The organism is Arthrobacter sp. MDT2-16, assembly GCF_054510925.1.
Window position 1 is genome coordinate 183806 of the sequence record NZ_JBTNDP010000008.1, and the last position, 22542, is coordinate 206347.

25 protein-coding genes are annotated in these 22542 nt (G+C 66.2%); 13 read left to right on the forward strand and 12 right to left on the reverse strand.

Translation table 11 applies throughout. The features are described 5' to 3' along the window. The first annotated feature begins 9 nt into the window (after positions 1 to 9). On the forward strand, positions 10 to 777 hold the full coding sequence (locus ACX80N_RS14700; protein ID WP_459339983.1) for a metallophosphoesterase family protein: 768 nt from the start codon (positions 10 to 12) through the stop codon (positions 775 to 777). 374 nt (positions 778 to 1151) lie between these two features. Next, on the forward strand, positions 1152 to 1886 hold the full coding sequence (locus ACX80N_RS14705; protein WP_459339984.1) for an ANTAR domain-containing protein: 735 nt from the start codon (positions 1152 to 1154) through the stop codon (positions 1884 to 1886). A gap of 69 nt (positions 1887 to 1955) precedes the next feature. On the opposite strand, the gene ACX80N_RS14710 is transcribed toward ACX80N_RS14705, so the two are convergent. After that, on the reverse strand, positions 1956 to 3050 hold the full coding sequence (locus tag ACX80N_RS14710; protein WP_459339985.1) for a S1C family serine protease: 1095 nt from the start codon (positions 3048 to 3050) through the stop codon (positions 1956 to 1958). Positions 3051 to 3215: 165 nt separating this feature from the next. Continuing rightward, positions 3216 to 3572 carry a hypothetical protein gene (locus ACX80N_RS14715; protein WP_240615137.1) on the reverse strand — a complete coding sequence of 119 codons (357 nt, stop codon included), beginning with the start codon at positions 3570 to 3572 and terminating at the stop codon, positions 3216 to 3218. Between the two features lie 78 nt (positions 3573 to 3650). On the opposite strand from ACX80N_RS14715, the gene ACX80N_RS14720 reads away from it, so the two are divergent. Together ACX80N_RS14720 and ACX80N_RS14725 are read left to right on the forward strand one after the other, a co-directional pair. After that, entirely contained in the window at positions 3651 to 5012 is a 1362-nt protein-coding gene (locus ACX80N_RS14720) for an MATE family efflux transporter (protein WP_459339986.1), read from the forward strand. 89 nt (positions 5013 to 5101) lie between these two features. Then, positions 5102 to 5788, forward strand: coding sequence for a DNA alkylation repair protein (locus ACX80N_RS14725; RefSeq protein ID WP_459339987.1), 687 nt, complete (start codon positions 5102 to 5104; stop codon positions 5786 to 5788). A gap of 96 nt (positions 5789 to 5884) precedes the next feature. On the opposite strand, the gene ACX80N_RS14730 is transcribed toward ACX80N_RS14725, so the two are convergent. Continuing rightward, positions 5885 to 6586: a cache domain-containing protein gene (locus ACX80N_RS14730; protein ID WP_459339988.1), complete on the reverse strand. Its 702-nt coding sequence runs from the start codon at positions 6584 to 6586 to the stop codon at positions 5885 to 5887. Beyond that, complete coding sequence (locus tag ACX80N_RS14735) at positions 6583 to 7344, reverse strand: FadR/GntR family transcriptional regulator (protein WP_105032067.1); 762 nt, start codon at positions 7342 to 7344, stop codon at positions 6583 to 6585. Before ACX80N_RS14735 ends, ACX80N_RS14730 begins: the two co-directional genes overlap by 4 nt. Positions 7345 to 7690: 346 nt before the next feature. On the opposite strand from ACX80N_RS14735, the gene ACX80N_RS14740 reads away from it, so the two are divergent. From ACX80N_RS14740 to ACX80N_RS14755, 4 genes are read left to right on the forward strand one after another with little or no spacing between them, the layout of a single operon-like run. Beyond that, entirely contained in the window at positions 7691 to 9238 is a 1548-nt protein-coding gene (locus ACX80N_RS14740) for an APC family permease (protein WP_459339989.1), read from the forward strand. 7 nt (positions 9239 to 9245) lie between these two features. Beyond that, positions 9246 to 9851 (forward strand): dimethylamine monooxygenase subunit DmmA family protein, encoded by a 606-nt coding sequence (locus ACX80N_RS14745; RefSeq protein ID WP_105032065.1) that lies wholly within the window; start codon positions 9246 to 9248, stop codon positions 9849 to 9851. After that, on the forward strand, positions 9848 to 10819 hold the full coding sequence (locus tag ACX80N_RS14750; protein ID WP_105032064.1) for a PDR/VanB family oxidoreductase: 972 nt from the start codon (positions 9848 to 9850) through the stop codon (positions 10817 to 10819). Before ACX80N_RS14745 ends, ACX80N_RS14750 begins: the two co-directional genes overlap by 4 nt. An 11-nt stretch (positions 10820 to 10830) precedes the next feature. Then, a complete protein-coding gene (locus tag ACX80N_RS14755; RefSeq protein WP_459339990.1) occupies positions 10831 to 11934 on the forward strand; it encodes a heme-dependent oxidative N-demethylase family protein in 1104 nt (367 codons plus the stop codon). A 42-nt stretch (positions 11935 to 11976) separates the two neighbouring features. On the opposite strand, the gene ACX80N_RS14760 is transcribed toward ACX80N_RS14755, so the two are convergent. The 3 genes from ACX80N_RS14760 to ACX80N_RS14770 are packed head-to-tail and all read right to left on the reverse strand — an operon-like array spanning position 11977 to position 13879. After that, positions 11977 to 12639: an aspartate/glutamate racemase family protein gene (locus ACX80N_RS14760; RefSeq protein ID WP_459339991.1), complete on the reverse strand. Its 663-nt coding sequence runs from the start codon at positions 12637 to 12639 to the stop codon at positions 11977 to 11979. A 23-nt stretch (positions 12640 to 12662) separates the two neighbouring features. Beyond that, on the reverse strand, positions 12663 to 13061 hold the full coding sequence (locus ACX80N_RS14765; protein WP_459339992.1) for a DUF4406 domain-containing protein: 399 nt from the start codon (positions 13059 to 13061) through the stop codon (positions 12663 to 12665). Positions 13062 to 13114: 53 nt separating this feature from the next. After that, positions 13115 to 13879, reverse strand: a complete 765-nt coding sequence (locus ACX80N_RS14770) for a DeoR/GlpR family DNA-binding transcription regulator (protein ID WP_459339993.1) — start codon at positions 13877 to 13879, stop codon at positions 13115 to 13117. A gap of 133 nt (positions 13880 to 14012) precedes the next feature. On the opposite strand from ACX80N_RS14770, the gene ACX80N_RS14775 reads away from it, so the two are divergent. Both ACX80N_RS14775 and ACX80N_RS14780 read left to right on the forward strand, forming a co-directional pair. Further along, on the forward strand, positions 14013 to 15071 hold the full coding sequence (locus ACX80N_RS14775; protein ID WP_459339994.1) for a GNAT family N-acetyltransferase: 1059 nt from the start codon (positions 14013 to 14015) through the stop codon (positions 15069 to 15071). Between the two features lie 131 nt (positions 15072 to 15202). Further along, positions 15203 to 15436 (forward strand): hypothetical protein, encoded by a 234-nt coding sequence (locus tag ACX80N_RS14780; RefSeq protein WP_459339995.1) that lies wholly within the window; start codon positions 15203 to 15205, stop codon positions 15434 to 15436. Between the two features lie 229 nt (positions 15437 to 15665). Here the strand turns inward: ACX80N_RS14780 and ACX80N_RS14785 are convergent, their stop codons facing one another. Both ACX80N_RS14785 and ACX80N_RS14790 read right to left on the reverse strand, forming a co-directional pair. Next, the gene (locus tag ACX80N_RS14785; protein WP_459339996.1) at positions 15666 to 16562 is read right to left on the reverse strand and encodes a phosphatase PAP2 family protein; all 897 of its coding nucleotides are present in this window, start codon (positions 16560 to 16562) and stop codon (positions 15666 to 15668) included. Continuing rightward, positions 16555 to 17568: a DUF368 domain-containing protein gene (locus ACX80N_RS14790; protein ID WP_459339997.1), complete on the reverse strand. Its 1014-nt coding sequence runs from the start codon at positions 17566 to 17568 to the stop codon at positions 16555 to 16557. The genes ACX80N_RS14785 and ACX80N_RS14790 overlap by 8 nt, the downstream gene beginning before the upstream one ends. 350 nt (positions 17569 to 17918) lie before the next feature. On the opposite strand from ACX80N_RS14790, the gene ACX80N_RS14795 reads away from it, so the two are divergent. Next, positions 17919 to 18095: a CsbD family protein gene (locus tag ACX80N_RS14795; RefSeq protein WP_105032058.1), complete on the forward strand. Its 177-nt coding sequence runs from the start codon at positions 17919 to 17921 to the stop codon at positions 18093 to 18095. 179 nt (positions 18096 to 18274) lie between these two features. Here the strand turns inward: ACX80N_RS14795 and ACX80N_RS14800 are convergent, their stop codons facing one another. Then, the gene (locus tag ACX80N_RS14800) at positions 18275 to 19528 is read right to left on the reverse strand and encodes a phospholipase D-like domain-containing protein (protein WP_459339998.1); all 1254 of its coding nucleotides are present in this window, start codon (positions 19526 to 19528) and stop codon (positions 18275 to 18277) included. Between the two features lie 127 nt (positions 19529 to 19655). On the opposite strand from ACX80N_RS14800, the gene ACX80N_RS14805 reads away from it, so the two are divergent. Beyond that, the gene (locus tag ACX80N_RS14805) at positions 19656 to 20453 is read left to right on the forward strand and encodes a GAF domain-containing protein (RefSeq protein ID WP_105032056.1); all 798 of its coding nucleotides are present in this window, start codon (positions 19656 to 19658) and stop codon (positions 20451 to 20453) included. A 59-nt stretch (positions 20454 to 20512) separates the two neighbouring features. On the opposite strand, the gene ACX80N_RS14810 is transcribed toward ACX80N_RS14805, so the two are convergent. Continuing rightward, a complete protein-coding gene (locus ACX80N_RS14810; protein ID WP_459339999.1) occupies positions 20513 to 21265 on the reverse strand; it encodes an ANTAR domain-containing protein in 753 nt (250 codons plus the stop codon). Next, a complete protein-coding gene (locus tag ACX80N_RS14815; RefSeq protein WP_459340000.1) occupies positions 21255 to 21593 on the reverse strand; it encodes a hypothetical protein in 339 nt (112 codons plus the stop codon). The genes ACX80N_RS14810 and ACX80N_RS14815 overlap by 11 nt, the downstream gene beginning before the upstream one ends. A gap of 544 nt (positions 21594 to 22137) precedes the next feature. Here ACX80N_RS14815 and ACX80N_RS14820 point away from each other — a divergent pair. Continuing rightward, positions 22138 to 22458: a hypothetical protein gene (locus ACX80N_RS14820; RefSeq protein WP_459340001.1), complete on the forward strand. Its 321-nt coding sequence runs from the start codon at positions 22138 to 22140 to the stop codon at positions 22456 to 22458. Positions 22459 to 22542: the final 84 nt, after the last annotated feature.

Genomic DNA, 22542 nt, shown 5'->3' on the forward strand with positions numbered 1-22542 from the left:
CCTGACGGGATGGAACGCGTCGCCGTGATCTCGGACCTCCACGGGAACGTCACCGCCTTCAGCGCGGTGCTGGAGGATCTTCGGCATCGGGGCGTCTCCACCGTGTACAACCTGGGCGACGTCGCGGGCAAGGGTCCCCGCGGCTCGGAGTGCGTGCGCCTGAGCCGCCTGCACTGTGCCGTCACGGTACGCGGGAACTGGGACGAATTCCTGCCCAGCGAGACGCCCGAGTGGCGCGACGACGCCGGCTGGTGGTGGCACAACGAACTCACACCGGAGGACCGCCGGTGGTTGCAGTCGCTCCCGCTGTCCCACGACCTGACGCTGAGCGGGCGGCGCATCCGCATGTTCCATGCGTCGGCCAAGAGCGTGTACCACCGCGTGCACGCCCGCCACACGGACGAGGAGTTCGACGGCATGTTCGCCGCGACGGACCTCACCGGGGACGGCCCCCAGCCGGACGTGGTCTGTTACGGCGACATCCACGACGCCTTCGCCTCCACCTACCGGAGCAGGACCCTCGTCAACGTGGGCAGCGTCGGCAACCCACTGGACGAACCGCATGCGTCCTACGTGATCCTCGAGGGGGAGCCCGGCGGCGACCGCGCCGCACCCTTCGGCATCCAGTTCGTGCGGGTCCCCTATGATGTCGAAGCGGAGATCGCCGTGGCGACCGCGGCGGGGATGCCAGCCCTCGAGGCCTATGCCATCGAACTGCGGACGGCCGTCTACCGGGGGCAGCATGCCCGGCTCGGGATGGTCGACGCAGCGCCGTGAACGGGACGTGAGCGCGTCGGGGCGGACGCAAGCAGGTGATCGGGAGCCGTCTGCTTGACTCCCGACCGCCGCCCCATGTCCGTGCGAGCACTTCGATGTAGTCAACATCAGTCCGCGGACAGGTCCGGGCCATTCGCTGCGTACTCCCAGTGTGCGCCGCACTCCTCAACGGCGCATCAAGATCACCCCATCGTGAGGGCGGCGCCCTACGGCGGGGTGTGATCCGACCGGTTGCCGGTCAGTCGCCCCTGGGCGGGCGCGTTCCGAACCCGTCCGTTGGGTAATATTCTCTAGGTCGTTTAGCAGCAGGCGGCCCCACCTTCTCCCTGCAGCATCGCGCGTGCGGGCAGGGAGCGGATGCAAAGGCACATCTGTTGGCACATCACGAGAGGGACAACGGTCCCACGGTCCCGGCGCTGCTCCAGGACATGGTCCTCGACAGCGACGACGTCGAGCAGTTCCTGACGAAGCTGGTCACCATCGCCGGCCACAGCCTGTCCGCGGACGACGAGGTCCTGTGCGGCGTCACCCTCCTCCGGGAGCGGACCAAGACCACCGTGGCCAGCAACAGCCCCGACGCCCAGAAGATGGACGAGGTCCAGTACCGGTACGACGACGGCCCCTGCCTGCGGGCCGCCCGCCGGGGCACCGTCCACTACGTCTGCGACTTCGACACCGAGGACCGTTTCCCCGAGTACAGCGCAGCGATCGCGGGCCACGGCATCAGGTCAGCCCTCGGGGTACCCATTCCCCTGGAGGGAGAGGCGACGGCGGCGCTCAACTTCTACTCGCCCCTGGCGGAGGCGTTCAGCGAGGAGTCCATCGAGGCCGCACAGCGCTTCGCCGAGGAGGTCGGGGCGTCGCTGCGTCTCGCGGTCCGCATCGCCACACTGACCCAGGCGAGGGCCGACATGCGGACCGCCATGGAGAGCCGCACCACGATCGATCTCGCCGCCGGCGTGATCATGGGCCAGAACCGGTGCTCCCAGGCCACGGCGATGTCGATCCTCAAGGCCGCCTCCAGTGCGAGGAACATCAAGCTGCGGGACGTCGCGGCCTCCGTCCTGGAGTCCCTCGGGCAGGGGCCCGTGACGATGCACTTCGAGTAGGCGCTCGCCGCGGGCGGAGGGCCGCGCCGCGTCCGCCCGGTCGGCGACCGGACGCGGGGAGGGCGGGGGTCAGCCCCGGGCGGCGGGCCGGTCCGTGAGCTGCACGTCCACCATCCGCGTATCCGATCCCCGGCGGGTCTCGACGGCGACCCTCTCGCCCGGGTCGCGCTGCCGCAGCGCCGCCAGGAGGTCCTCGGGTGCGGACAGCTCGTCGTCCCCGATCCGGGTGATGATGTCACCCGGCCGGATCCCGGCGTCGTCGGCCGGTCCGCCCTCCGACACGGACAGGACCACTACGCCCGTGCTGTCCTGCAGGTCCAGCTGCTCGGCGATCTGCGGCGTGATCGCGCCCGGGGCCAGACCCATGAAGGCGTGCTCCGCGGTGCCGTCCTCGCGGAGCTCCTCCGCCACCTCGGTGGCGGTGGGCGCGGGGATCGCGAAGCCCAGCGCCACGGCTCCCTGCGCGGGCGGGATGTACGCCTCGCTGATGCCGATGATCTCGCCGCGCCCGTTCACCACGGCACCCCCGGAGTTGCCGGGGCTGATCGCGGCATCGGTCTGGATCAGGTCCACGAGCGACTGGCTGGTGGACGCCGACCCCGGGATCTCCCGGTGCAGGCCCGAGATGATGCCCGACGTCGCCGTGTTCTCGAAGCCGAGGGGCGAGCCGATCACCACGGCGAGCTCGCCGATACGGGGAAGGCCGGACTGGAACGTGGCCGCGGGCAGGTCCGTGCGGTCCGCGCGGACGAGCGCGAGGTCGGAGACGGCATCCGTCGCTTCCACCGTCCCGGACACCCGCAGTCCGTCGGCGAAGGCCACCTCGACGTCCTCGTTGCCGCGGATCACGTGCTCGTTGGTGAGGATGAGGCCGTCCTCGGTGTAGATGACGCCACTGCCGAGCCCTCCCTCGGTGAAGATGGTGACCACCGACGGCTGCACCGCCTCGACGATGTCGGGGATGCTCATGTCCTCCTGCCGCCCGGACGAGGATCCGGACGAGGACGCCGTGGACGACCCGGACGGCGACGCCGAGGAGGTGCTGCCGTCCTCTACCTGGGCCGGGGCGCTCGGTCCGGGCTCGTTCCCGGACTCCGTGCAGCCGGTCACCAGGAGCAGGAGTGCGACGCCCACGGCGACGGGCGGGATGCTGGTGCGGGTCATGCTGATCCTCCTCGGTCGGACAGGTGCCCGGGCGGCGCGACGACCTACCGCGGCTGCGCGCCGACACTACGTAGAACTGTAGGAAGGCGGCGATCCGACGACAAGCAGGAGAGCGGTCGACCTCCCGCCGGACAGCCGGAGTGCCGGCATCGCGCGGGGTGGCGCCTACGGGCGCCCGTCACCTCGCTGGTCCGGCCTGCGCAGCGGATGCTCACGCCATCCTTCCCGCTCCGAAGGCTCCGGCGCGTAGCCCGGACGCAGCAGCGGCTCATCCGGGTCGTCCTCGGGATTGACCCGCCGGGAGGCACCCGTGCGATGCGTGAGCCAGTAGCCCCAGCCGATGCAGGCCGCCGCCGCGAGGACGATGAGGAGCCCGATCGCCAGCAGGACCGGCGCTCCGGCCGGTACGGGGCTGCCCGAGGACTGGGCGCGGGCGAAGTCGGACACGGCCTGCGGTATGAACAAGGTGCTGATGAACAGCAGGACCAGACCGGCCAGGTACTGCTTGATGCCGACTCTCATGACTCCCCTGGGTGCGATCGCGGGCTGCGGGTTCGCATCCAGCTTAGGCCCTGCAGCCTGCGCGCCTACGCTGGACGGGTGCACCAGAGACCGCCCAGCAACCGCGCCCTCAGCCGCAGTATCCTCCGGCTGGCCGTTCCGGCCCTGGGTGCGCTGATCGCCGAGCCGCTCTTCCTGCTCGCGGACTCCGCGATCGTGGGACACCTCGGCGTGGATCAGCTCGCCGGCGTGGGCCTCGCATCCACCGTGCTGCAGACCGCCGTCGGGCTCATGGTCTTCCTCGCCTACTCGACCACGCCCGCCGTCGCCCGTCTCCTCGGTGCCGGGCGTCTGCCCGAGGCGCTCGCGGCCGGGCGCGACGGCGTGGGCCTCGCCGTCGTCCTAGGGGTGGTCCTGTCCACCGCGGGCTGGCTCGCAGCACCCCGGCTCGCCTCGCTCCTCGGCGCCGAGGGCGCCGTCCATGCCTTCGCCGTCGACTACCTCCGCTGGTCGATGCCCGGGCTCACCGCCATGCTCGTGGTGCTCGCCGCGACGGGCGTGCTGCGCGGACTGCAGGACACCCGGACGCCGCTGGTCGTCGCAGGGGCCGGATTCGGGGTCAACATCGTCCTCAACTACCTGCTCGTCTACGGTGCCGGGATGTCGGTGGCCGGCTCCGCGCTCGGGACGAGCCTCGCGCAGTGGGGCATGGCCGCGGTCTACCTCGTGATGCTCGTGCGCGCCTCGCGACGCGAGCGGGTACCCCTGACGCCGTCGTTGCGCGGCATCCGTGGCACCGCGGGCGTGGGCTCGTGGCTCATGCTGCGGACCCTGTCCCTGCGGGTGGCGATCCTCGCCACCGTGTTCGTGGCGACGGCGCAGGGCCCCCTGAGCCTCGCGTCCCACCAGCTCGTCATGACCGTCTTCACCTTCCTCGCCTTCGCACTCGATGCCCTCGCCATCGCCGCCCAGGCCCTCATCGGCAAGGAGCTCGGTGCCGGCGACCGCCCCCTGGCGCGGGCGCTCACGCGGCGGATGACCGTCTGGGGTGTGGGGTTCGGCGTCATCACCGGGTGCCTGCTCGCCGCCGTCGCGCCGTTCATCGGGTGGATCTTCACCCCCGATCCCCAGGTTCAGGCGGCGTTCGCGGCCGGGTTATGGGTACTCGCAGCCTCCCAGCCGGTCTGCGGTTTCGTGTTCGTGCTCGACGGCGTCCTGATCGGCGCCGGGGACGCCCGCTACCTGGCGCTCGCCGGCGTCGTGAACCTCGCGGCCTACCTGCCGCTGCTGGTCCTCGTGGGCCGGGCGGACCTGACCGGGGGTGAGGGGATCGTCTGGCTCTGGCTCGCGTTCGGTGTCGGCTACATGCTGGCGCGGGCCGGAACGCTCGGCTGGCGCGTGCGGAACGACCGCTGGATGGTCACGGGCGCTTCGCGGAGCGGGGCGGTCCGGGGGGCATAGCAGGACGGAGCGTCCAGGGGGTGGCTCTGGCGGGCTCCCCCTCATGGCGGGAGGATGTGGGGAGACGAGTGACCACCCGGAGGTAGGAAATGTCCACAGGCGTCGATGTCCCGGCCGTCGATGACGTGCTGGCCGAGTTGTCAGCACTCGAGGATCCCCGCCTGCGGGCCGTGAACGAACAGCACGGGGACGACCACGGCGTGAACCTGTCCGCGCTGCGGGGCGTCGCCAAGCGGCTGAAGACCCAGCAGGATCTCGCACGCGAGCTGTGGGCTACGGAGGACACCGCCGCACGCCTGCTCGCGCTCCTCCTCTGCCGCCCGAGGGCCTTCGACCAGGCCGAGCTGGACACCATGCTGCGGCAGGGGCGCCCGCCGAAGGTCCACGACTGGCTCGTCAACTACGTGGTGAAGAAGAGCCCGCACGCCGAGGAGCTGCGCCTCGCGTGGATGGGGGATCCGGATCCCGTGGTGGCCAGTGCCGGATGGGCGCTCACGAGCGAACGCGTGCTGAAGAAGCCCGGGGGGCTCGACCTCCCCGGCTTGCTGGACACCATCGAGGGCACCATGAAGGACGCTCCCGACCGCCTGCAGTGGGCGATGAACCATACCCTGGCCCAGATCGGGATCGCTCACGCGGAGTACCGGCAACGGGCGATCGGCATCGGCGAACGACTGGAGGTTCTGAAGGACTACCCGACGCCGCCGAACTGCACCTCCCCGTTCGCGCCGATCTGGATCAACGAGATCGTCCGCAGGCAGCAGACGTCCTCATGACCGTCGCCTCCGACCTCCGCGCTCCTCCGGATCGACGGGAGCCGGGATGGTGGCCCTGTCCGGCGGCTGATCACCGCAGGCGGCTGATCGATCATCCTAGGGGGAGACCAGCAGCGAGAACCCCAGATGCGGTACCTCGATCGGGATCAGGCTTCGCCCGCCCGACGTCGAGCGGACTCTCTCACCCACCAGATGCGCCCCGGAATTGCCGACGACGACGCGGCCACCGGCATTGAGCAGCGCGGCGTCCCCGGGAATCGACCGGAGTGCGGGCATGAGTATCTCCTCCAGCTTCTTGATCCTGATGTCACAGCCCGCAACTCCCGCGAACTCTCCTTCCAGCTGAATCGGTGCCGAGTAGGTGAGGATGTATTCGTCCATCCCGAGGTAGTCGACGTACGGTCCCCACACGGTCTGTTCGCCGGTTCGACTCGCCGAGGCGAAGAATGGCATGTTCTGGTAGTCGTAGAACCGTTCTCCGCCCGGTGTCAGGTCGAACTCCAGCTTCTCGATGCTGCGCTCACGCCTGATCCACCACTCGAGACCGCCGTCCTTGCTCCTGATGGCTTCGGTGGAGAAGATCGCGCCCGCTCCGACGACGAAATCGTGGGTCTCGAGGAACGCCCCTACCAGTTCCTCCAGCCGTGCGATGTCCCCGCGGGTGATCGAGAGGGGGCGTGGACGACCCGACCAGAGCTCGGCCGAGCGTGCCGCGAACTCATGCACGTCGAGGCTCAGGGCGTTCGTCCAGGCTGCTATCTCGCGGGCGGCCTTCAGGGCGGGGGCACTGGCCGTCATGGTCGCTCCTCCTGATTCGTGGGGTACCCGAGGGACAATTTGGCATCGACGAGGTGGTGGATGTCGTGGCGGATATGCTGCAGTACCAGCCGCTGGGCCTCCTCGGGTGCGTCGTCCGCGATGGCGCGAGCCACGGCGAGGTGTTCCGCGGCCACCCGTTCCGGATCGCGGGTCGATGACAAGGGCGCCCACAGAGCCTGGACCGTTTCGGCCTGCAGCCTTATCTCCGCGTTGGTGAGCCGCGGCGATTGCGCAAGGACCGCCAGTTCGATGTGGAACCGGCTGTCAGCGTGGGCGCGCGCTTCGGACTTGTCCGACATGACCAGTGCCCGAGCGAGGTCGAGCAGCCTGCCGACCTCGTGGGATTCGGCTCGTTCGCAGGCCAGTCGAACCGTGGCAGCAGCGATGGCGGCATGCTCGTCGCCCAGGTCCCGTAGCTCCGCGATGGACGTCTCCTGCAGCCATCTCCTCGTCGCATCGGGCGACATGAAGGGTTGCTTGACGATGAACGTCCCGCCGCTGCGTCCTCGCCGTGTGGCAACGATTCCCTGCTGCCGCAGGTCCGACAGCGCTTCCCTGAGAGTGGACGGCGCGACGCCGAACATCTCCGAAAGCGCTGTCTCCGAGGGGAGCCGCTCCCCGACCTTCAGCAGACCCAGGGAGATCGCCTTGGAGATCCTGTTCACAATGGCGTCTGAGCGCTCCGTCTCCGGCAGCGATCGGTAGACATGGGCCTGGAAGGCGGTGGTGGGTGCCAAGTAGAGACTCCATGCGGTGTGAGGACAGCAGCAAGTTTAGTCGGCGCCGTTCCCCGCACCGGACGGTAGCAGGACGGACCGCGGCTGCCTCCGACGAACCCCTCGAACGGCTGCCGGCGTATTCGCCTGCACCCGCTCTCCTACAGGAGTGTCACAAGTGTATCGAATCGTTCAGAAAATCCATCGAAAACATAGGTTATGGACCTCTTGCACCACCTTGGGTCACGCTCCGCCTACCGATCACGGGGTGCTTGGGCTGGTGTTGCGGAGTTAAACATTTGAAACTATAGTTTTGCGACGTGGTCCAGCTCACATGAGCCCCTGAGGATCCAAGAGAAGGAACCCCATGCGTGTAGATAGTGCAGAACCGCCCAAGGAGTCTGTCGCCGACCAGGACGCCCAGCACCTCGCCAGCCTCGGCTACTCCTACGAGCGGCAGTTCAAGCGGGAGATGACGTTCTGGGGGAATGTCTCGCTGGGGTTCACCTACCTGTCGCCGGTTGTGGCCGTGTACTCGCTGTTCGCGGCCTCACTAGGCGTTGCGGGCCCGCCGATGTTCTGGTCCCTCGTCATCGTCGGCGTCGGTCAGCTCCTCGTCGCCACCGTCTTCGGGGAGGTCGTCGCGGCGTACCCCGTGGCCGGGGGGGTCTATCCCTGGTCACGCAGGCTATGGGGCCGCAAATGGGGCTGGATGAATGGTTGGGTCTACCTGGTCGCGCTCCTGACCACCATCGCCAGCGTCGCGTACGGGGCAGGACCGTTCCTGAGCACGCTCGTCGGTATGGAGAACACCGTCGACTCCGTGATCGTCTCGGGTCTCGTGGTGATAGCGCTTGCCACGGTCCTGAACCTGGGAGGAACCAAGGTCCTGAACACCGTGGCGATGATAGGCCTCCTGGCCGAGCTCGGCGGTGCCCTGGCAGTGGGGAGCTGGCTGCTGCTGACGGCCAGGCACCACGACCTCGGTGTCCTGTTCCAGGCCTTCGGTGCAGGAGAGGGCAGCAGCTACTTCGTGGCTTTCGCGGCCGCCGGGTTGATCGGCATCTTCCAGTACTACGGCTTCGAAGCCTGCGGTGACGTGGCTGAGGAAGTCCCGAACCCGGGCCGCACGATCCCCAGGGCCATGCGGATGACCATCTACATCGGTGGTTTCGCAGCAATGTTCGTCTGCCTGTCCCTGATCCTCGCCGTCCCGGACTTCGCGGCCGTGATCTCAGGCACCGACACCGATCCCGTCGGCAACATCCTCCTGTCGGCCTTCGGCCCCATCGGCTTCAAGGTGGTGCTTGCCATCGTCCTGGTCTCGTTCCTCTCATGCGTCCTGAGCCTGCAGGCAGCCACCTCACGCCTCGCCTACTCGATGGCCCGCGACGGCATCCTCCCGGGCAGCAGACTCCTGAGCACCTTCAGCGAGTCCCGTCACGTACCTCCGTACGCCCTGCTCCTGGCAGGGCTGGTGCCCGCCGCCATCGTCGTCGGATCGAAGGTCTCCAGTGACGCCCTGACAGTGATCATCTCGTTCGCGGCCATGGGGATGTACATGGGGTTCCAGATGGTCGTCCTCGCCTCGCTGCGGGCCCGCCTCCTCGGCTGGAAGCCGAACGGCGCCTTCCAACTGGGTGCCTGGGGCATCCCGGTCAATATCGCAGCCCTCGTCTGGGGCGTACTCGGCATGGTGAACATGGCGTGGCCCCGGACACCGGAGGATGGCTGGTTCGCCAACTACGTCGTCCTGATCTCCGCAGTCTCCGTCGTGGTGGTGGGACTCGTCTACATGGCCTGGAAGAAGCCGTACCTCAAGGGTGATGCTCCGGCAGCCGATGCAGTTCCCACCGCCCCGGCCGGCAACCGACAGGACGCCGTCCTGTCGGCTCCATCGAAGGATCAGAGGTAGCAGAGCCATGCTGATCACTGGCATCAAGAGCCGCCCCATCTACGACGAGCTGGCGCCGATGGCGACCGGCACGAGCCATGTCGCTGCCGCACAGGGCAGTGGCGGAGAGCCGCTGGTGCGGCTGCTCGGAGCGATGATTCCGGGACAGCTGGCGGCGACCACCGTGCTCTACTCGATCGAGTCGTTCACCGGGAAGAACTACCTGGCCGACCTCCGGAACTTTGCAGTCCGCGAACTCGTCGTGTTCCCGAACAATGCCGACGCCGTGAGGGGACTCGACGCGTTCCTCGCGACCGCGAAGATGGGCACCCGGCTGTACCTCTCCGGTTCCGAAGGGTTCATCGGCACGTCGATGCAAGTCGCCACCTCCTACGGCATGAACCGCGACGAGGTACTGCGCGAGCATGCAGGTTCCTTCGTGCGCCGCGTATGGTGCGCGCACTGCAGCCACTATTCCGAGAACGTGTCCCGGCGGATCTTCCGATGCCCGGGGTGCGAACGCAACCTGATCGTCCGTGATCACTACTCGGGGAGGCTCGCTGCGTTCCAGGGAGTCAAAGCGGACGGCGAAGTACCGGGCGAGCTTCCGGAGAACGAGGAGTTGGACACATGAGCGAGGCGCACCACGGATCCCTGCAGCTCAGGGTGAAGCGCATAGAGGCCGTCACTCCGGAGATCAACCGGTACACGTTCTCCGCGGCGGACGGGTCCTGGCTCCCGCCCTTCTCCGGCGGCAGCCATATCAGGGTCCTGATCCCGTTCGAGGGGGAGACCAGACGCAACGCCTACTCGCTCATGAGTTCGCCCTACGACACCAGCGAATACCAGATCGCCGTCCGCCGGGTCGACGAAGGGAAGCGCGGCTCCATCGCCATGCACAGGGATGTCCGCGAGGGCGACGTCCTGTCCGCAACCATCCCGGCGAATCTCTTCCCTGTCTCCAAGCACGCGCGGCATCACGTCTTCATCGCCGGAGGCGTCGGGGTCACGCCCATCTATGCCCAACTCGACGAACTGAGTCTCAAGGGAAGCTCGTTCGAACTCCACCTCGCGGTCCGCGGCCCGGAGCATGCCGCTCTCGGGCATGAACTCCGGGAACGCTACGGGGAGAGGGTCGTGCTGTACGGCGATGGCGACGGGACCCGGCTGAACTCGTACGAGATCCTCGGTGGGCTGCCGCTCGGCACCCACGCCTACGTCTGCGGACCCTCGCGCATGGTCGACGACGTCATCCGGGCGGCACACACCCACGGCTGGACGGACTCGCACATCCACTTCGAGCGGTTCGAGGACCTCGGGTCCACCGGCGATCCCTTCTCCGTCACCCTGGCGCGGTCCGGAGCGGTCGTCGAGGTGTCCCCCGAGCAGTCGCTGCTGGAGGCTGTCGAGGAGGCGGGCCACAAGCTGCCCTACCTCTGCCGGGGAGGTGCATGCGGTGAATGCGAGACCGAGGTCCTGGAGCTCGAAGGCACCATCGACCACCGGGACGACTGGCTGTCCGAATCGGACCGCTGCACGAACAAGCTCATCATGCCCTGCGTCTCGCGGGCCACCTGTACAAAACTCGTTCTGAACGCTTAAGGAGAACACCGATGACAGCGGTATCCAACCCAGCCGGATTCACGCCGGACGAGACCTATACGCCGGGCGGGGAGTACCGGTTCCGGAATTCACGCGAGGCGGTTCGCCGTCTCCCGTTCCCGTTCCCGGACGACGAGTACATGTACTCGATGAATCTCGAACCGCACGTTTCGGCCGGCACCGGCGCCCTGAGGGCTGCCTTCGACGTCGATGAGCACTATGTGTCCGAGTGTGCCCATCGCGACCAGATGCTGCGAGAGATGCCAGGTGTCCACTACCTCGCGCTGCCGCACATGATGGAGGCGCAGTGGGACCTCCTGGAACTCATCTTCGAGTCGTACAACAGGGACTTCCCCGAGCACTTCACCCTCACCAGGAACGGGAACGAGTGGCGGTGGCAGAACCGGCTCCTCGGCATCGACGACTCCTTCACCTTCGGCGATCCTGAAACCCTGCCGATGGATCCGATGGAGTACGCCACGCGCCAGGCCCAGGGAGAGTTCGTCGTACTCGAGGAGAGGGACAACACCCTCGTCATCGGCGCCGGCATGACGACCCAGCGCGCCGACTACTCCCTGCAGTTCAATCTCGGCATGAACTTCTCGGAGTTCCACGGCCCCGTGCCCAAGTTGGACAAGATGGGGATCCTCGACCGGGCGCTCAAGTTCCTGCTCCGTATGAAGCCCGGTCACCCCGTCCGGCGGGTCAATTGGTCGCTGACCGTCCATCCGCGTCTCGAGACCTCGGTGGAGACGCTTCCCGACTGGGCCCCGGATCGCGCGCGGGTCACCGCTGAGAACGCGGGAGACATGGTGTACCTGCGCATCGAACTGCAGCCCCTGCATCGTCTGCCGCGATCGAACGCCATCGTCTTCCCGGTCCGTACCTACCTCGTCAGCCTTGCCGAGCTGGTGGAACACGCTCCGGGCTGGGCGAAACGAGTACATCGGGCGCTCGCGTCCCTGGACCCCGAACTCGCCGACTACAAGGGATTCCACCGCTACCACGGTGCTGCGGTCGAATGGCTGTCACACCACGACGACGGCGCCCCCCTGGCCACGGGTTACCCATGGATCGAAGGTGGTATCCAGCCCGGAAGCGGCTCACCGCGATGACCCGGCGGGCATGGGTGGTGGCCACCTCGTCCGTCGAATGACTCAGTGGAATGCGTGTTCGACGGCCGTTTCGATGTGGATCTGAGTGGTAGGGAACAACGGGACGGTGCTGTCTGCCGGGGTCACCAGCATCTCGATCTCGGTGCAACCGAGGATGATTCCTTGGGCGCCGGCCTCAACGAGGCGTTCCATGATCGCTGCGTACTCTGCGCGGGACTCGTCGCTGACGATGCCGCGGACGAGCTCCTCGTAAATGATCCGATGGACCGTGGCCTGGTCGGAGCGTCCGGGCACTATGGCTTCCACGCCGGCGGCGGAGAGTCGGTCGCGGTAGAAGCTGTGTTCCATGGTGAACGCGGTCCCTAGCAGCCCGACACGCTTCAGGCCGGCCTGCGTGATTCTGGCCGAGGTCGCGTCGACGATGTGCAGCACGGGGATCTTCACCGCTCGTTCGATGGAGTCGGCGACGATGTGCATGGTGTTGGTGCAGAGGACGATCATGTCCGCGCCGGCGGCTTCCAACGCCGAGGCCTTGCCGGCGAGCATGGTGCCGGCTTCCTGCCATTTTCCGGCCGACTGCAGCTTCTCCAAGACGGCGAAGTTCATCGAGTCGAGCAGGATACTGGCCGAGTGGACGCCGCCGAGCCGGTTGCGCACCAGTTCGTTCGCCAACCGGTAGTACTCGACGGTGGATTCCCAACTCATGCCGCCCAGAAGTCCGATGCGCTTCATGATCCGATGGCCCGAGCGGGTGCATGGTGAGCCTCCCGCACGGGGATATCCATGACGTCCGTGTAGACGGGGAGTCCCAGTTCCCTGGCGATCAGAACGTCATTGTCGGCACCCCGGGACTTGCCGGGCAGACGCAGGACTGCATCGCAGTGGTGCAGCAGGCGTTGCGCCGTGGGATACATGACCTTCTCCGCCAGCGGGTCGGCAAGCCCCGCACCCGCGCTTTCGAGGACGGGCAGGGCCACCCACTCCCCGATCATCGGGATGTGGCCTTTCTCGAAGACAGGCCATGCATATGCCTCGAGGGCGCGGAGGTTGGCGGAGAGGAGAGCGGGGTCATCGTTCGTCCCGCTGCGGTACGGGCCGGCAATCAGGATCATCAGTGGTCTGGTCATGGCAGCAGCATAACGTGCATAAACACTGATAAACAAGTGTTTTCACGGATGCGCTAGCTGAGGATGCTGATTCCCTGTTCCTGAAGGTCGCGCAGTAGGCCGGCATCGGCTGGATCGGTGGACGGGTCCGTGATGATTCCGCTGACGTCCCGCAGGGGCATGACGGTGAAGCGGGATGCAGCGCCGATCTTCTCGGAGCTGGCCAGAATGTAGGTCTCCGCGGAGTGTTGCGCGAAGAGACGCTTGATCGCTGCTTCCTCGTAGTCGTCCGTGGTGAGTCCGGCCTGGGGATGCACGCCGGTGACTCCGAGGAAGCAGAAGTCGGCGCTGATCCCCTCGAGCGCTGCTGCAGTGGTCGGGCCGCAGGCTACGGCCGAGTGCTTGAACAGGCGCCCTCCAAGAATGATGACCTCCGTGTCGGTGTGGTCGAGGAGGGCTGCCGCGACGGTGACGCTGTGGGTGATGATCGTCCCGTCGAAGGCCAGGGGCAAGGCGCGGGCCACTTCGAGCGCCGTCGTCCCCCCATCGAGCAGAAGGGTCGCCCTGGAGGGGAGGAGCTCGACGGCGATCCTGGCGACATGGTGCTTGGCATCCGGTCGGACCTGCCTACGTTCCTCGTAGGTGACCACTGCCGGCGAGGCGGGCAGCGCTCCGCCGTAAACCCTCTGGCACAGCCCTGCCGCAGCCATGTCCCGGAGGTCGCGTCGGATGATGTCATCCGATACGCCGAGTTCCACCGCCATATCCCGGGACACCAGTTTGCCCTGGCTCCGGAGCCTCTCCACGAGTAGTTCACGCCGCTCAGCGGGCATCAGCATGTCGACCTCCCCTCCTGGAGCGACCGCTCCCACTCTTTACACGTTGTTGCTTGATCCATATTGTTATTACCTGTTTCTCCTTGCTTCGAGTCTACTCCGCTCCGTCAGCCCTCCGGCCCAGGAAACACGCACCATGAGCACATCGTTCTTCACCCGCAAACCGATCCTTCAGGGCGACCTCGTGGTCCTGCGTCCCTTCACCGAGAACGACGTCGAGGACATGGCCGTCGTCCTTGCAGACCCGGAGGTACGGCACCTGACGGGATCGGTCCGGACGACGGAGGAGGCCTCGAATGCTCCGGCCCAACTGTCACCCGAAGTGCGCCAGTGGTACGCCTCCCTTGCGGCCCGCGGCGACCGTCTCGATCTCGCGATCATCGACCGCACCACGGGATCGTGCGTCGGCGAGGTCGTCCTCAATGAGCTGAACGAAGCAGATGCATGCTGCAACTTCCGGATACTGATCGGTGCCGCAGGCCGTGGCAGGGGTATCGGGACCGAAGCGACCCGCCTGGTGCTCGACCACGCATTCGCCACCACGGCGCTGAACCGTGTGGAACTGGAAGTGTTCGCCTTCAATCCCAGGGCGCTGCACGTCTACGAGAGTGCCGGCTTCAAGGTCGAAGGGCGCCTGCGCCAGACCTTCACCTTCGACGATCAGCGCTTCGACACGATCGTCATGTCCGTCCTTCGGGGAGACCGCACCACCTCGAGGGCGCGTGTCCACCTGGTCCCGTTGGCGGCCGACCGTTTCCCCGCATGGCTCGAACAGAGCCGACGAGAGTACGAGACGGATCTCATGGCCGCCGGAGAGCCGGCAGACAAGGCCAGGCACCATGCGGAGGAGACGCTCGACCGCGTCTTTCCGGCCCGGGCGCCCGTCGACGGCCACGCCGTCTTCGACATCACCGACGAGAACCGCACGAGGGTCGGCTACATCTGGGTGGGCCGGGATCAGGAGGGGAAGGATGATTCGTGGTGGATATGGGACATACTCATCCACCCAGAGCACCGAGGCAAAGGATTCGGCCGAGCAGCCCTCGAGCTGGCCGAGGAACACGCGCGATCCGAGGGCGCGAGAGATCTCGGTCTGAGCGTGTTCGGGTCCAACCAGGCAGCGCGGGGACTCTACGAATCCCTCGGATACGAGACTGTCACCGCGACGATGCGTAAGAGATTCCGACCCGACTGATCCTCGTCCTGCGCTACCTGGCCCCGGACAGCCTGAGTCCTTCTCGCAGTGGAGGCACCATGGGCGTGGCAATCGGGGGTGGATCCCGGTTCCGTTTTGCCAGGTCATACGGTGTCGTGGAGCCTGAAGGCATGAGTGAGAAGGAGAACGAGGGACGGACGGCTAGTAGGAGGGCCGGGCGTCGTCTGCTGGCGGCCTTGGTGTGGTTCGTTGCGGCAGGGTTGTGGTTGTGGACTGCGATCGTCAGCGACGGAATCGCCGGGCCCTTCTTCTTCCTTCACCTCAGTGCGGTATGCCTGTGCATGGCGATGGCTGCGCACTACTGGACGTCGTTTCGTCGCCGAACCGCCGGGCAAGGCCACTAGCATCACCGGTCCCCGGAAAGCCAGGACACTGCTTCCGAACGTCGTTCCTCGTCCTGACGACCGTTCCCAGGCTCCGCACGCTTCCCCCCAGGCGCCCAGTGCCCTGTTCGGGGTGCCTCCTCATGCCGCCCGAGCCAGGGGCGGGGCGGAAGGTGCGGTCCCGTGGTGCTGCGGGTGATCCGTGCAGCGTGGAACAGCTGCACGCTCGGTCGTGATGGGACGCCTGACATCACCGCATGGAGGACCAGCCATGTTCTTCGCTCCTGCACTGAGAGCCCGTCACCCATGAGTCGTCCTTCCGGTTCCCCGCGACCCGACGACTGATGGCTGGAGGTCGTGTCGACAGATAGAGGCGGTGTGTGGTGATCACGACGGTGAGCCAGAGCGTTCCCAGCAGCCAGGCCATGAGGACGTCAGTGAGCCAGTGGTGACCGAGGTAGACACGGCTGATGCCCATGGTGATCGCGAAGAGGGCGGCGACGATGGCTGTCCACCTCACGGTTCGTCGAGTTCGACGGCGAAGCATCACCAGGTACGTGATCACACCGGCCAGCACCAGCGAGTTCAGTGCGTGCCCGCTGGGGAAGGAGTCGGAGTATTCGTAGGGTGGGATGGCGTCGCTCAGGGGTGGTCGGGCGCGGCCGATGAACTGCTTGCTGACGACCGTGATGAGAACGGATCCGGCGGCTGCGAGGACGACGAGCGCCACGGGCGTCCACGAACCCCGCCGGATGGCCAGCACGGTCATGATCGCGCCGGAGAGAACGGTCATGCCGATGGGTCCGCCGATCGTCGTGTACGCGGTGATGGCGTCGTCGACGGGTGGTGACCGTATGGCCATGGCTGTTCGGAGTGCAGGCGTATCGAGGAGTTGTGCGCCGTCTCCTTCCACGGTCGCCTCGTACAGTTCGGTGGCGCCGGTCGCGGTCCCCAGGGTGAGCAGAACCCCGCTGAGGAGGACGACGGCGAGGGTCGTCATGGCACCGATGCGTGCACTGAGCCGTAACAGGATGGCGACGAATCGCTGCATGACCCGGGTACGCCAGAGCGTCAGATCCCGGCCCAGGATGAACATGTCCGCACGGATGGTGCTGTTCTTTCCTGCACGTGGATTGCGCTCACGCATCATGGCTCCGTGGCGAGAGGCCGGGGGTGCCGTCCTGTGTCGACACCTGCAGGTGTCGGGCGCGTGCAGCGGATGATTTGCGGCGATCCCACCACCAGAGCAGCAGGACGACGCCCGCCCCCGTGACGAAGGCGGGCAGGGCGCCGGTCCACTCGCCAGCCGGGGGCGTGACGAGTGTGCTGTCGTCCTGCCATGGCCAGAGGGCCCGCAGTGATCCGAGGATCAGTCCCGTTGCGATGAGCAGGACTGCTCGCCGATGTGCGCGGAGGAGGTAGGCGAGGAGCTGCACCACGGAGACAAGTCCGAGGATGGCGCCGGCGATGAAGAAGAAGAGGTAGCCGGTGTCTCTCGTACTGACGGCCTCGAGCGTCGGTTCGTACAGGCCGAGGGTGAGCAGGACGAAGGACCCGGACAGCCCGGGAAGGGTGAGGGCGCAGACCGCCGCGGCACCGCTGAGGACGATCACCCAGGTGGGCGGCTGCCCGATCGCGAGCGAGGGCAGCCCGAGCAGGACGAACACCACGGCAGCGACGACGAGGACGACGACCGGTGCCCTCAGTCGCGATCCGACAGATCGGTTCGAACGCGGTGGTGCGGCGTCCCGGGCCATGGTGATCGGGACCAGCAGGCTGGCCGTCACCATGCCCAGGAACAGGGCGCTGGAGATGACGGGCTGTGTCTCCACAAAGGTATGCAGGGGTTTCGCGAGGGTGAACAGGGCGGTGAACATACCTGCGGCAAGGGGCAGTATCAACAGCCACTCCACGCCCGCGAAGGAGGACGGAGCGCCGGCCCGGGTACGACGGCTCGTGCTAGCCGTGCTGGCCGTGGCCCTTCGGGGGAGGAGCCCGGTGACGCCGCGGATGAGGCGGTGGGCCGAGAGGACGAGCCGGTCGTAGATTCCTAGCACCAGTGCGACGGTGCCGCCGGAGACACCCGGTACCAGTTCGACCAGCCCGATCAGCGCGCCGCGAACGGCATGGGCGAGACCAGTCCTGATCGGCATGGAAGCAGCACGTGAAGACGTGAGCGGGACCGCCAGGGTCGGGCTCGATGGATTGTCACTGCGGATTGGTGGGCCGTGAGGTTGCGGAGAGGAAGAAGTCACTGTTTCAACGCTAACGATCCGGTTGCGGTCCATCCCGCCTGAGGGGTGGTTCGAGATGGATTCGATGCGGGATCGATGGCTGCCTGTAACCGGGCAGGGCTGCCGGTGTGGTGCTCGCCACTCACATACCACGGGGCGGCGGCCGCTGTGGTGCTCAGAGACCGATCAGGAATCCTTCCTAGGCTGGAGGCAGTCGGTCACATCCCGGCCGCATCACCGATGCACCTCGAAGCAGAAGGAGAACAGTCATGGGTCTGGACGACAAGATCGGCAACACCGCAGAGAAGCTCGGCGGACAGGGCAAGGAAGCCGCCGGCCGTGCGACCGGGGACGAGAGCCTCAAGGCCGAGGGCCAGGGCGATCAGGCCAAGGGCGACCTCAAGCAGGCAGGCGAAAAGATCAAGGACGTCTTCAAGAAGGACTGATCAGCATACCGGCGTCGGTCGACGAGCGTTGACGTGAGGGGAGCACTCCTGTGTGGGGTGCTCCCCTCTGGCGTCCAGTCATCCAGCGAAGCGGTCTGTCGTCCACCGGTCTGTCCAGGGCTCCGGGGGTGCAGAGGCCGCCCCACGTCGTGCAGCAGGTGCGCCGGATGGTGGAGGACTCAGAGGAGGGGCCGCAGGGGTACGAGGATCGTCTCGGCGAAGCGGGCCGCAGGGTGACGTTCGCTCCACTCCTCGAGCTCCACCCTCGTGGAGTTGTCCCTGTCGATCGCGAAGATCTTCTCCATGTTGGCTGCGAAGCCCTCGTCCTGGATCTCGAGGTTGGTCTCGTAGTTGAAGCGGAGGCTGAGGCGGTCGATGTTCGCGGTGCCGACGATGGACCATTGGCCGTCGATCGTGGCGGTCTTGGCGTGGATCATCGCGTTGCGGTACTGCAGCACGGTGATGCCCTCGCGAAGGAGCGAGGAGTAGAAGCCTCTGGAGAGCCAGTCCGCGAGGATGTGGTTGGAGTCCTGGGGGACGATGATCTGGACGTCGACGCCGCGTCGGGCTGCTTCGATGAGGCCCGCGAGGATCCTCTGGTCCGGAATGAAGTAGGCGGTCGTCAGGTAGATGTGGTGCTGGGCGCGGCTGATCGCATCCAGGTAGACACTGCGGATCGGGTAGACCAGGTCGGCGGGGATGTTGTTGATCGCCACGATGCGCGAGTTCCAGTGCACGGGGTTCTCGGGTGACAGTTCGGGACGCTTGACGGCGAGATGGTTCCACACCTGTCCGAACGCATGCCCGAGTTCGAACGCTGCCGGTCCGACGAGCCGCACATGCGTGTCCCGCCATTCCGTCGCGTACAGAGAGCCGATGTTGTATCCACCGACGAAGGCGGTGTCGTTGTCGACCAGGAGGATCTTCCGGTGCGTCAGGCCCGTCGCCGCGATGGGGCCGAACTGCAGATTCGGGCCCAGGGCCGGGAATCGGAACACATTGACATCAGGGTGGAAGGTGTAGAAGGAGGAGGGCACAACGAGGTTCCCGAAGTGGTCGTAGATCACATAGACAGCCACGCCTCGGGCTGCCGCGTCGTTGATCGCGTCGCGGAATGCGTGACCTATTTCGTCGTCCTTCCACAGGTAGGTCTCGAGGAAGATCCGGTTCTCGGCCTTCCTGATGGCACCCAGCATGTCCCGGAACAGATCCTCGCCATAGGTGTAGGTCGTCATAGCTGTTTCACCGACGTCCGAATGGAACGTCCCGGGGCGGGGGAACCCGGTGCGCCGGGACCGGCCCTTCTTCTTCAGGGCGTCAGCCACAACAAGCGCGGCGACGACGGCACCCTGTGCGGCAAGGAACCCGGCCGCGCCGTTCAACGCAAGACGCCGCAAGGACGGGACACAGGAGCTCTCACAGACGCGGACCATCAATCGAGCCTAACTGCACATGTTTCCCCTCCCGGCATCGGTCGCTTGGATCGACGGTAGGCTGAACTACTAAGGGTGCTGATGATCGAGGCCTCTGCGCTGCCAGCCTGATTCTGAGCGGCTCTTGATGACCACCGTGGAGGTTCGGATGGACGGGCAAGTGCAGGTCAAGATGACGATGTTCGCGCTTTCCGAGGCACATCTGAGCGTCGAGGACCTATGGGTGCGGTACTACGGGTTAGGTGGCGCGATCTCACTGTTCGAGGTCCAGGCGTATCTGTCCGGTCTTCTGGCGCTTCCGCCGCTGGAGCGGAATCTTCTCGCGGAGGCCATGAACGAGCTGCTCGAGTCGACGGCGGTGCGGCTACGAGTACCCCTGGAGGACGAGGATGAAGCAGACGGTTCCGCGGAGGCGTCACGCCGGGAGCTTGGTGCTGCCGGTGCCTTCCTGTTCAGTGACGGCGAGCAGGAAAGTGAGCGCCTGACCGCGCTGGATCGGACGCATCTGCTGGATTCCGTCCCCGAGGACCGGTTCGACCGGTACACCCGACAGGCGATAGACCATTTCCAAGTCAGTTCATCAATCGTCGCCCTCCTGGATGACCGGCGCATGTTCCTCAAATCCGTGGTCGGACCGATCGAGCAGAACCTGCCCCGGGAGATCACGTTCTGCCACGCGACGATCCGTAGCGCCGGCCCGTTGATCGTCACCGACGCGCTCAAAGACGACCGCTTCAGCACCAACCCTCTCGTCGTGGGGGAGCCATTCATCCGTTTCTATGCCGGCTACCCGCTCCGGGGCCCCGGCGGATGGATCGTGGGCACCCTTTGCGTCATCGACCAGAAACCCCGCGACTTCTCGGGCCACGACGGACGATTCCTCCGAAAACTGGCCCGCTTCGTCGAGGATGAGATCAACGCCTGACCGTCAGGTACGGTCAACAGCTGTGTTCGCTCTCGCCTCAGGTAGGAGAACGAGACCGCTCAGAGGAAATGGGTGTGGACCGGTCCGGTCTGACCCAAAGAGGTGAGGATCCCCGCGCACAGATCCTTGAGCTTCATGTTCCGGGTGTTCGAGGCCCGGCGCAGGATCGCTATGGCCTCGTCCTGCCCACACCGGTTCTGCGCCATGATCACGCCGACAGCCATATCGATGACGGTGCGGGACTCCATTGCCGCTTGACGATCCCGGGCCTCGTCACCGAGCTGAGCGATGCGGACAGCAAGACGCAGCGCCCGGGACGCGTCCCGGGCGAAGCCTTCGGCGACCGCAATGCCCTTGTCGTCGAACGTGTTCGGTCGGTCGGAGTAGAAGTCGAGGCCGGCGCTGGCGCCGGATTCGAGTCTGATGGGGATGCCCAGGGCGGAGCGGATCCCATGGGATGCGATTGCCTCCCGGTACTCGGGAAACCGCGTCTCGGTCAGGAAATCAGGGATGTGCACGGTGCAACCCTCGCGGGCGGCATGCAGGCAGGGTCCGTCATCGAACCCGTACTGGATCTCATCCATCCGCTGCGCTTCGACACTGCTGCTGGCAACCGTCGCCATCGACCGCGGCCGCAGCAGCGTCACGCCGCAGAACACCTCGCCGTAGGCTCCAGTGAAGGCCTGCGACGCTACTTTCACGAGCCCGTCGAGGAACTCCTGAACGTCCGCACTTTCCAGCACCATGTCCTGCAGCAATGCCGTCACGGCGTCCTGCTCGACCTCGCGGCTCAGCTCCTGCTCATCGGGCATGCTGCTCCTTCCCGGGTTCGCTGAAATCCGGTCCTCGCATACTGGTTGTCGTTCGCATTCCACAAGTGGAGGCTTCCGCGTCCCTCAGGTCAGCCCACGCCCGGTCTGCCACCGGATTCTTTGTGCCCTCGGAAACGAGGTCACGGACATCACGTTTCTCGGTGACCTCGCCGACTCGGCTGTCGGTTCCCGGGGAAGGCCCGTCGCCGTGCACGTACTCGTAGTCCCGTTTCCGGTGGAGCTTACTGTTGAGCCCCTCGACCCCCGAATCTGCGAACACGCCCAGGTCCTCGTGAAAGAGCTCTGACAGGGTGATTCTGCTGATCATCAGATGCTCGATTCAGATGCCGAAGGAGGAAGGCCGTCCTGCAGACCAACGGCCGGCGCTCGCAATGCTGAACAATTCATCCTACCCAGAACGAGGCCCGGTGATTGATCGCGCCGCCCGACCACCGGCGCTGAGACATAGCGGAAGGGGGAGATGGGCAGGGCGCCAGCAGGGCCGGGCATGTGCAGGGACCTGGTGATGGCGCCCATGTACTTGCTTCCTCTGCGCTCAAGACTGCGCAATCGTCGCGCTGTCGGTTTTGGGTAGCGCTGATCATCGATCTATGCGGCAAGGGTCGCCGACTATCCGTACCAACTCCAGCCCCCGTTGACAGCATGCGTGGCGTACCGTGAGGGTAGGCGCCACTACCTCCCTCGGTGCCTACCGCGGTCGACCACTGATCGTGACTTCAATGGAAGTGATTCCTATGGGATGACTAAGGCCGCCACGTGCGCACCCCATCCCTCACCGGAATTGAGCGTCCCTCCGAGAACTCATGTACTCAGCAGTCGGTTGAAGACCGGTCTGATGGTCCGGGCACACGATGACCAGGGACATTCCCGCAGACACACAACGCCGCCTCACCGCACACGCCATTCGCACCGCCAGGCTTTCCCTGCAGAGTGTGTGGGAGCGGTACTTCGGGATCACGGGCAATGCGGACGTCACCGAGATCGAAGCTCATCTCTATGGTGCGTTCATCCTCTCCGATGAGGAGGCCGACATCCTCTCGCAGGCCGTCAACGAACTCATCGACGAGATACCCCCTTTGCCCCGTGCCCCCTTCAGCACCGACCTGGTTCCATCGGATGGGTTGCGGGAGGCCGGCGGGACAACCGCTGACGGAACGGAAACTGGCCCATAGACCGGCCCCTCCCGGGCGCTGGGCAAGGTCAGAGGCTGGTCCCGTTATCAACTGGTGGCCGGCGCACAGGCAGGGACTTCCTGA

What these genes read in the sequence shown, in the direction of transcription:
- ACX80N_RS14810 (WP_459339999.1), bottom strand. Translation starts at nt 21,265, where the DNA reads ATGCCCGATGAGCAGGAGCTGAGCCGCGAGGTCGAGCAGGACGCCGTG.
- ACX80N_RS14785 (WP_459339996.1), bottom strand. Translation starts at nt 16,562, where the DNA reads ATGCGTGAGCGCAATCCACGTGCAGGAAAGAACAGCACCATCCGTGCG.
- ACX80N_RS14765 (WP_459339992.1), bottom strand. Translation starts at nt 13,061, where the DNA reads ATGACCAGACCACTGATGATCCTGATTGCCGGCCCGTACCGCAGCGGG.
- ACX80N_RS14710 (WP_459339985.1), bottom strand. Translation starts at nt 3,050, where the DNA reads ATGACCCGCACCAGCATCCCGCCCGTCGCCGTGGGCGTCGCACTCCTG.
- ACX80N_RS14770 (WP_459339993.1), bottom strand. Translation starts at nt 13,879, where the DNA reads ATGCTGATGCCCGCTGAGCGGCGTGAACTACTCGTGGAGAGGCTCCGG.
- ACX80N_RS14755 (WP_459339990.1), top strand. Translation starts at nt 10,831, where the DNA reads ATGACAGCGGTATCCAACCCAGCCGGATTCACGCCGGACGAGACCTAT.
- ACX80N_RS14700 (WP_459339983.1), top strand. Translation starts at nt 10, where the DNA reads ATGGAACGCGTCGCCGTGATCTCGGACCTCCACGGGAACGTCACCGCC.
- ACX80N_RS14795 (WP_105032058.1), top strand. Translation starts at nt 17,919, where the DNA reads ATGGGTCTGGACGACAAGATCGGCAACACCGCAGAGAAGCTCGGCGGA.
- ACX80N_RS14740 (WP_459339989.1), top strand. Translation starts at nt 7,691, where the DNA reads ATGCGTGTAGATAGTGCAGAACCGCCCAAGGAGTCTGTCGCCGACCAG.
- ACX80N_RS14820 (WP_459340001.1), top strand. Translation starts at nt 22,138, where the DNA reads ATGACCAGGGACATTCCCGCAGACACACAACGCCGCCTCACCGCACAC.
- ACX80N_RS14745 (WP_105032065.1), top strand. Translation starts at nt 9,246, where the DNA reads ATGCTGATCACTGGCATCAAGAGCCGCCCCATCTACGACGAGCTGGCG.
- ACX80N_RS14750 (WP_105032064.1), top strand. Translation starts at nt 9,848, where the DNA reads ATGAGCGAGGCGCACCACGGATCCCTGCAGCTCAGGGTGAAGCGCATA.
- ACX80N_RS14730 (WP_459339988.1), bottom strand. Translation starts at nt 6,586, where the DNA reads ATGACGGCCAGTGCCCCCGCCCTGAAGGCCGCCCGCGAGATAGCAGCC.
- ACX80N_RS14780 (WP_459339995.1), top strand. Translation starts at nt 15,203, where the DNA reads ATGAGTGAGAAGGAGAACGAGGGACGGACGGCTAGTAGGAGGGCCGGG.
- ACX80N_RS14775 (WP_459339994.1), top strand. Translation starts at nt 14,013, where the DNA reads ATGAGCACATCGTTCTTCACCCGCAAACCGATCCTTCAGGGCGACCTC.
- ACX80N_RS14725 (WP_459339987.1), top strand. Translation starts at nt 5,102, where the DNA reads ATGTCCACAGGCGTCGATGTCCCGGCCGTCGATGACGTGCTGGCCGAG.
- ACX80N_RS14790 (WP_459339997.1), bottom strand. Translation starts at nt 17,568, where the DNA reads ATGCCGATCAGGACTGGTCTCGCCCATGCCGTTCGCGGCGCGCTGATC.
- ACX80N_RS14715 (WP_240615137.1), bottom strand. Translation starts at nt 3,572, where the DNA reads ATGAGAGTCGGCATCAAGCAGTACCTGGCCGGTCTGGTCCTGCTGTTC.
- ACX80N_RS14805 (WP_105032056.1), top strand. Translation starts at nt 19,656, where the DNA reads ATGACCACCGTGGAGGTTCGGATGGACGGGCAAGTGCAGGTCAAGATG.
- ACX80N_RS14760 (WP_459339991.1), bottom strand. Translation starts at nt 12,639, where the DNA reads ATGAGTTGGGAATCCACCGTCGAGTACTACCGGTTGGCGAACGAACTG.
- ACX80N_RS14800 (WP_459339998.1), bottom strand. Translation starts at nt 19,528, where the DNA reads ATGGTCCGCGTCTGTGAGAGCTCCTGTGTCCCGTCCTTGCGGCGTCTT.
- ACX80N_RS14815 (WP_459340000.1), bottom strand. Translation starts at nt 21,593, where the DNA reads ATGATCAGCAGAATCACCCTGTCAGAGCTCTTTCACGAGGACCTGGGC.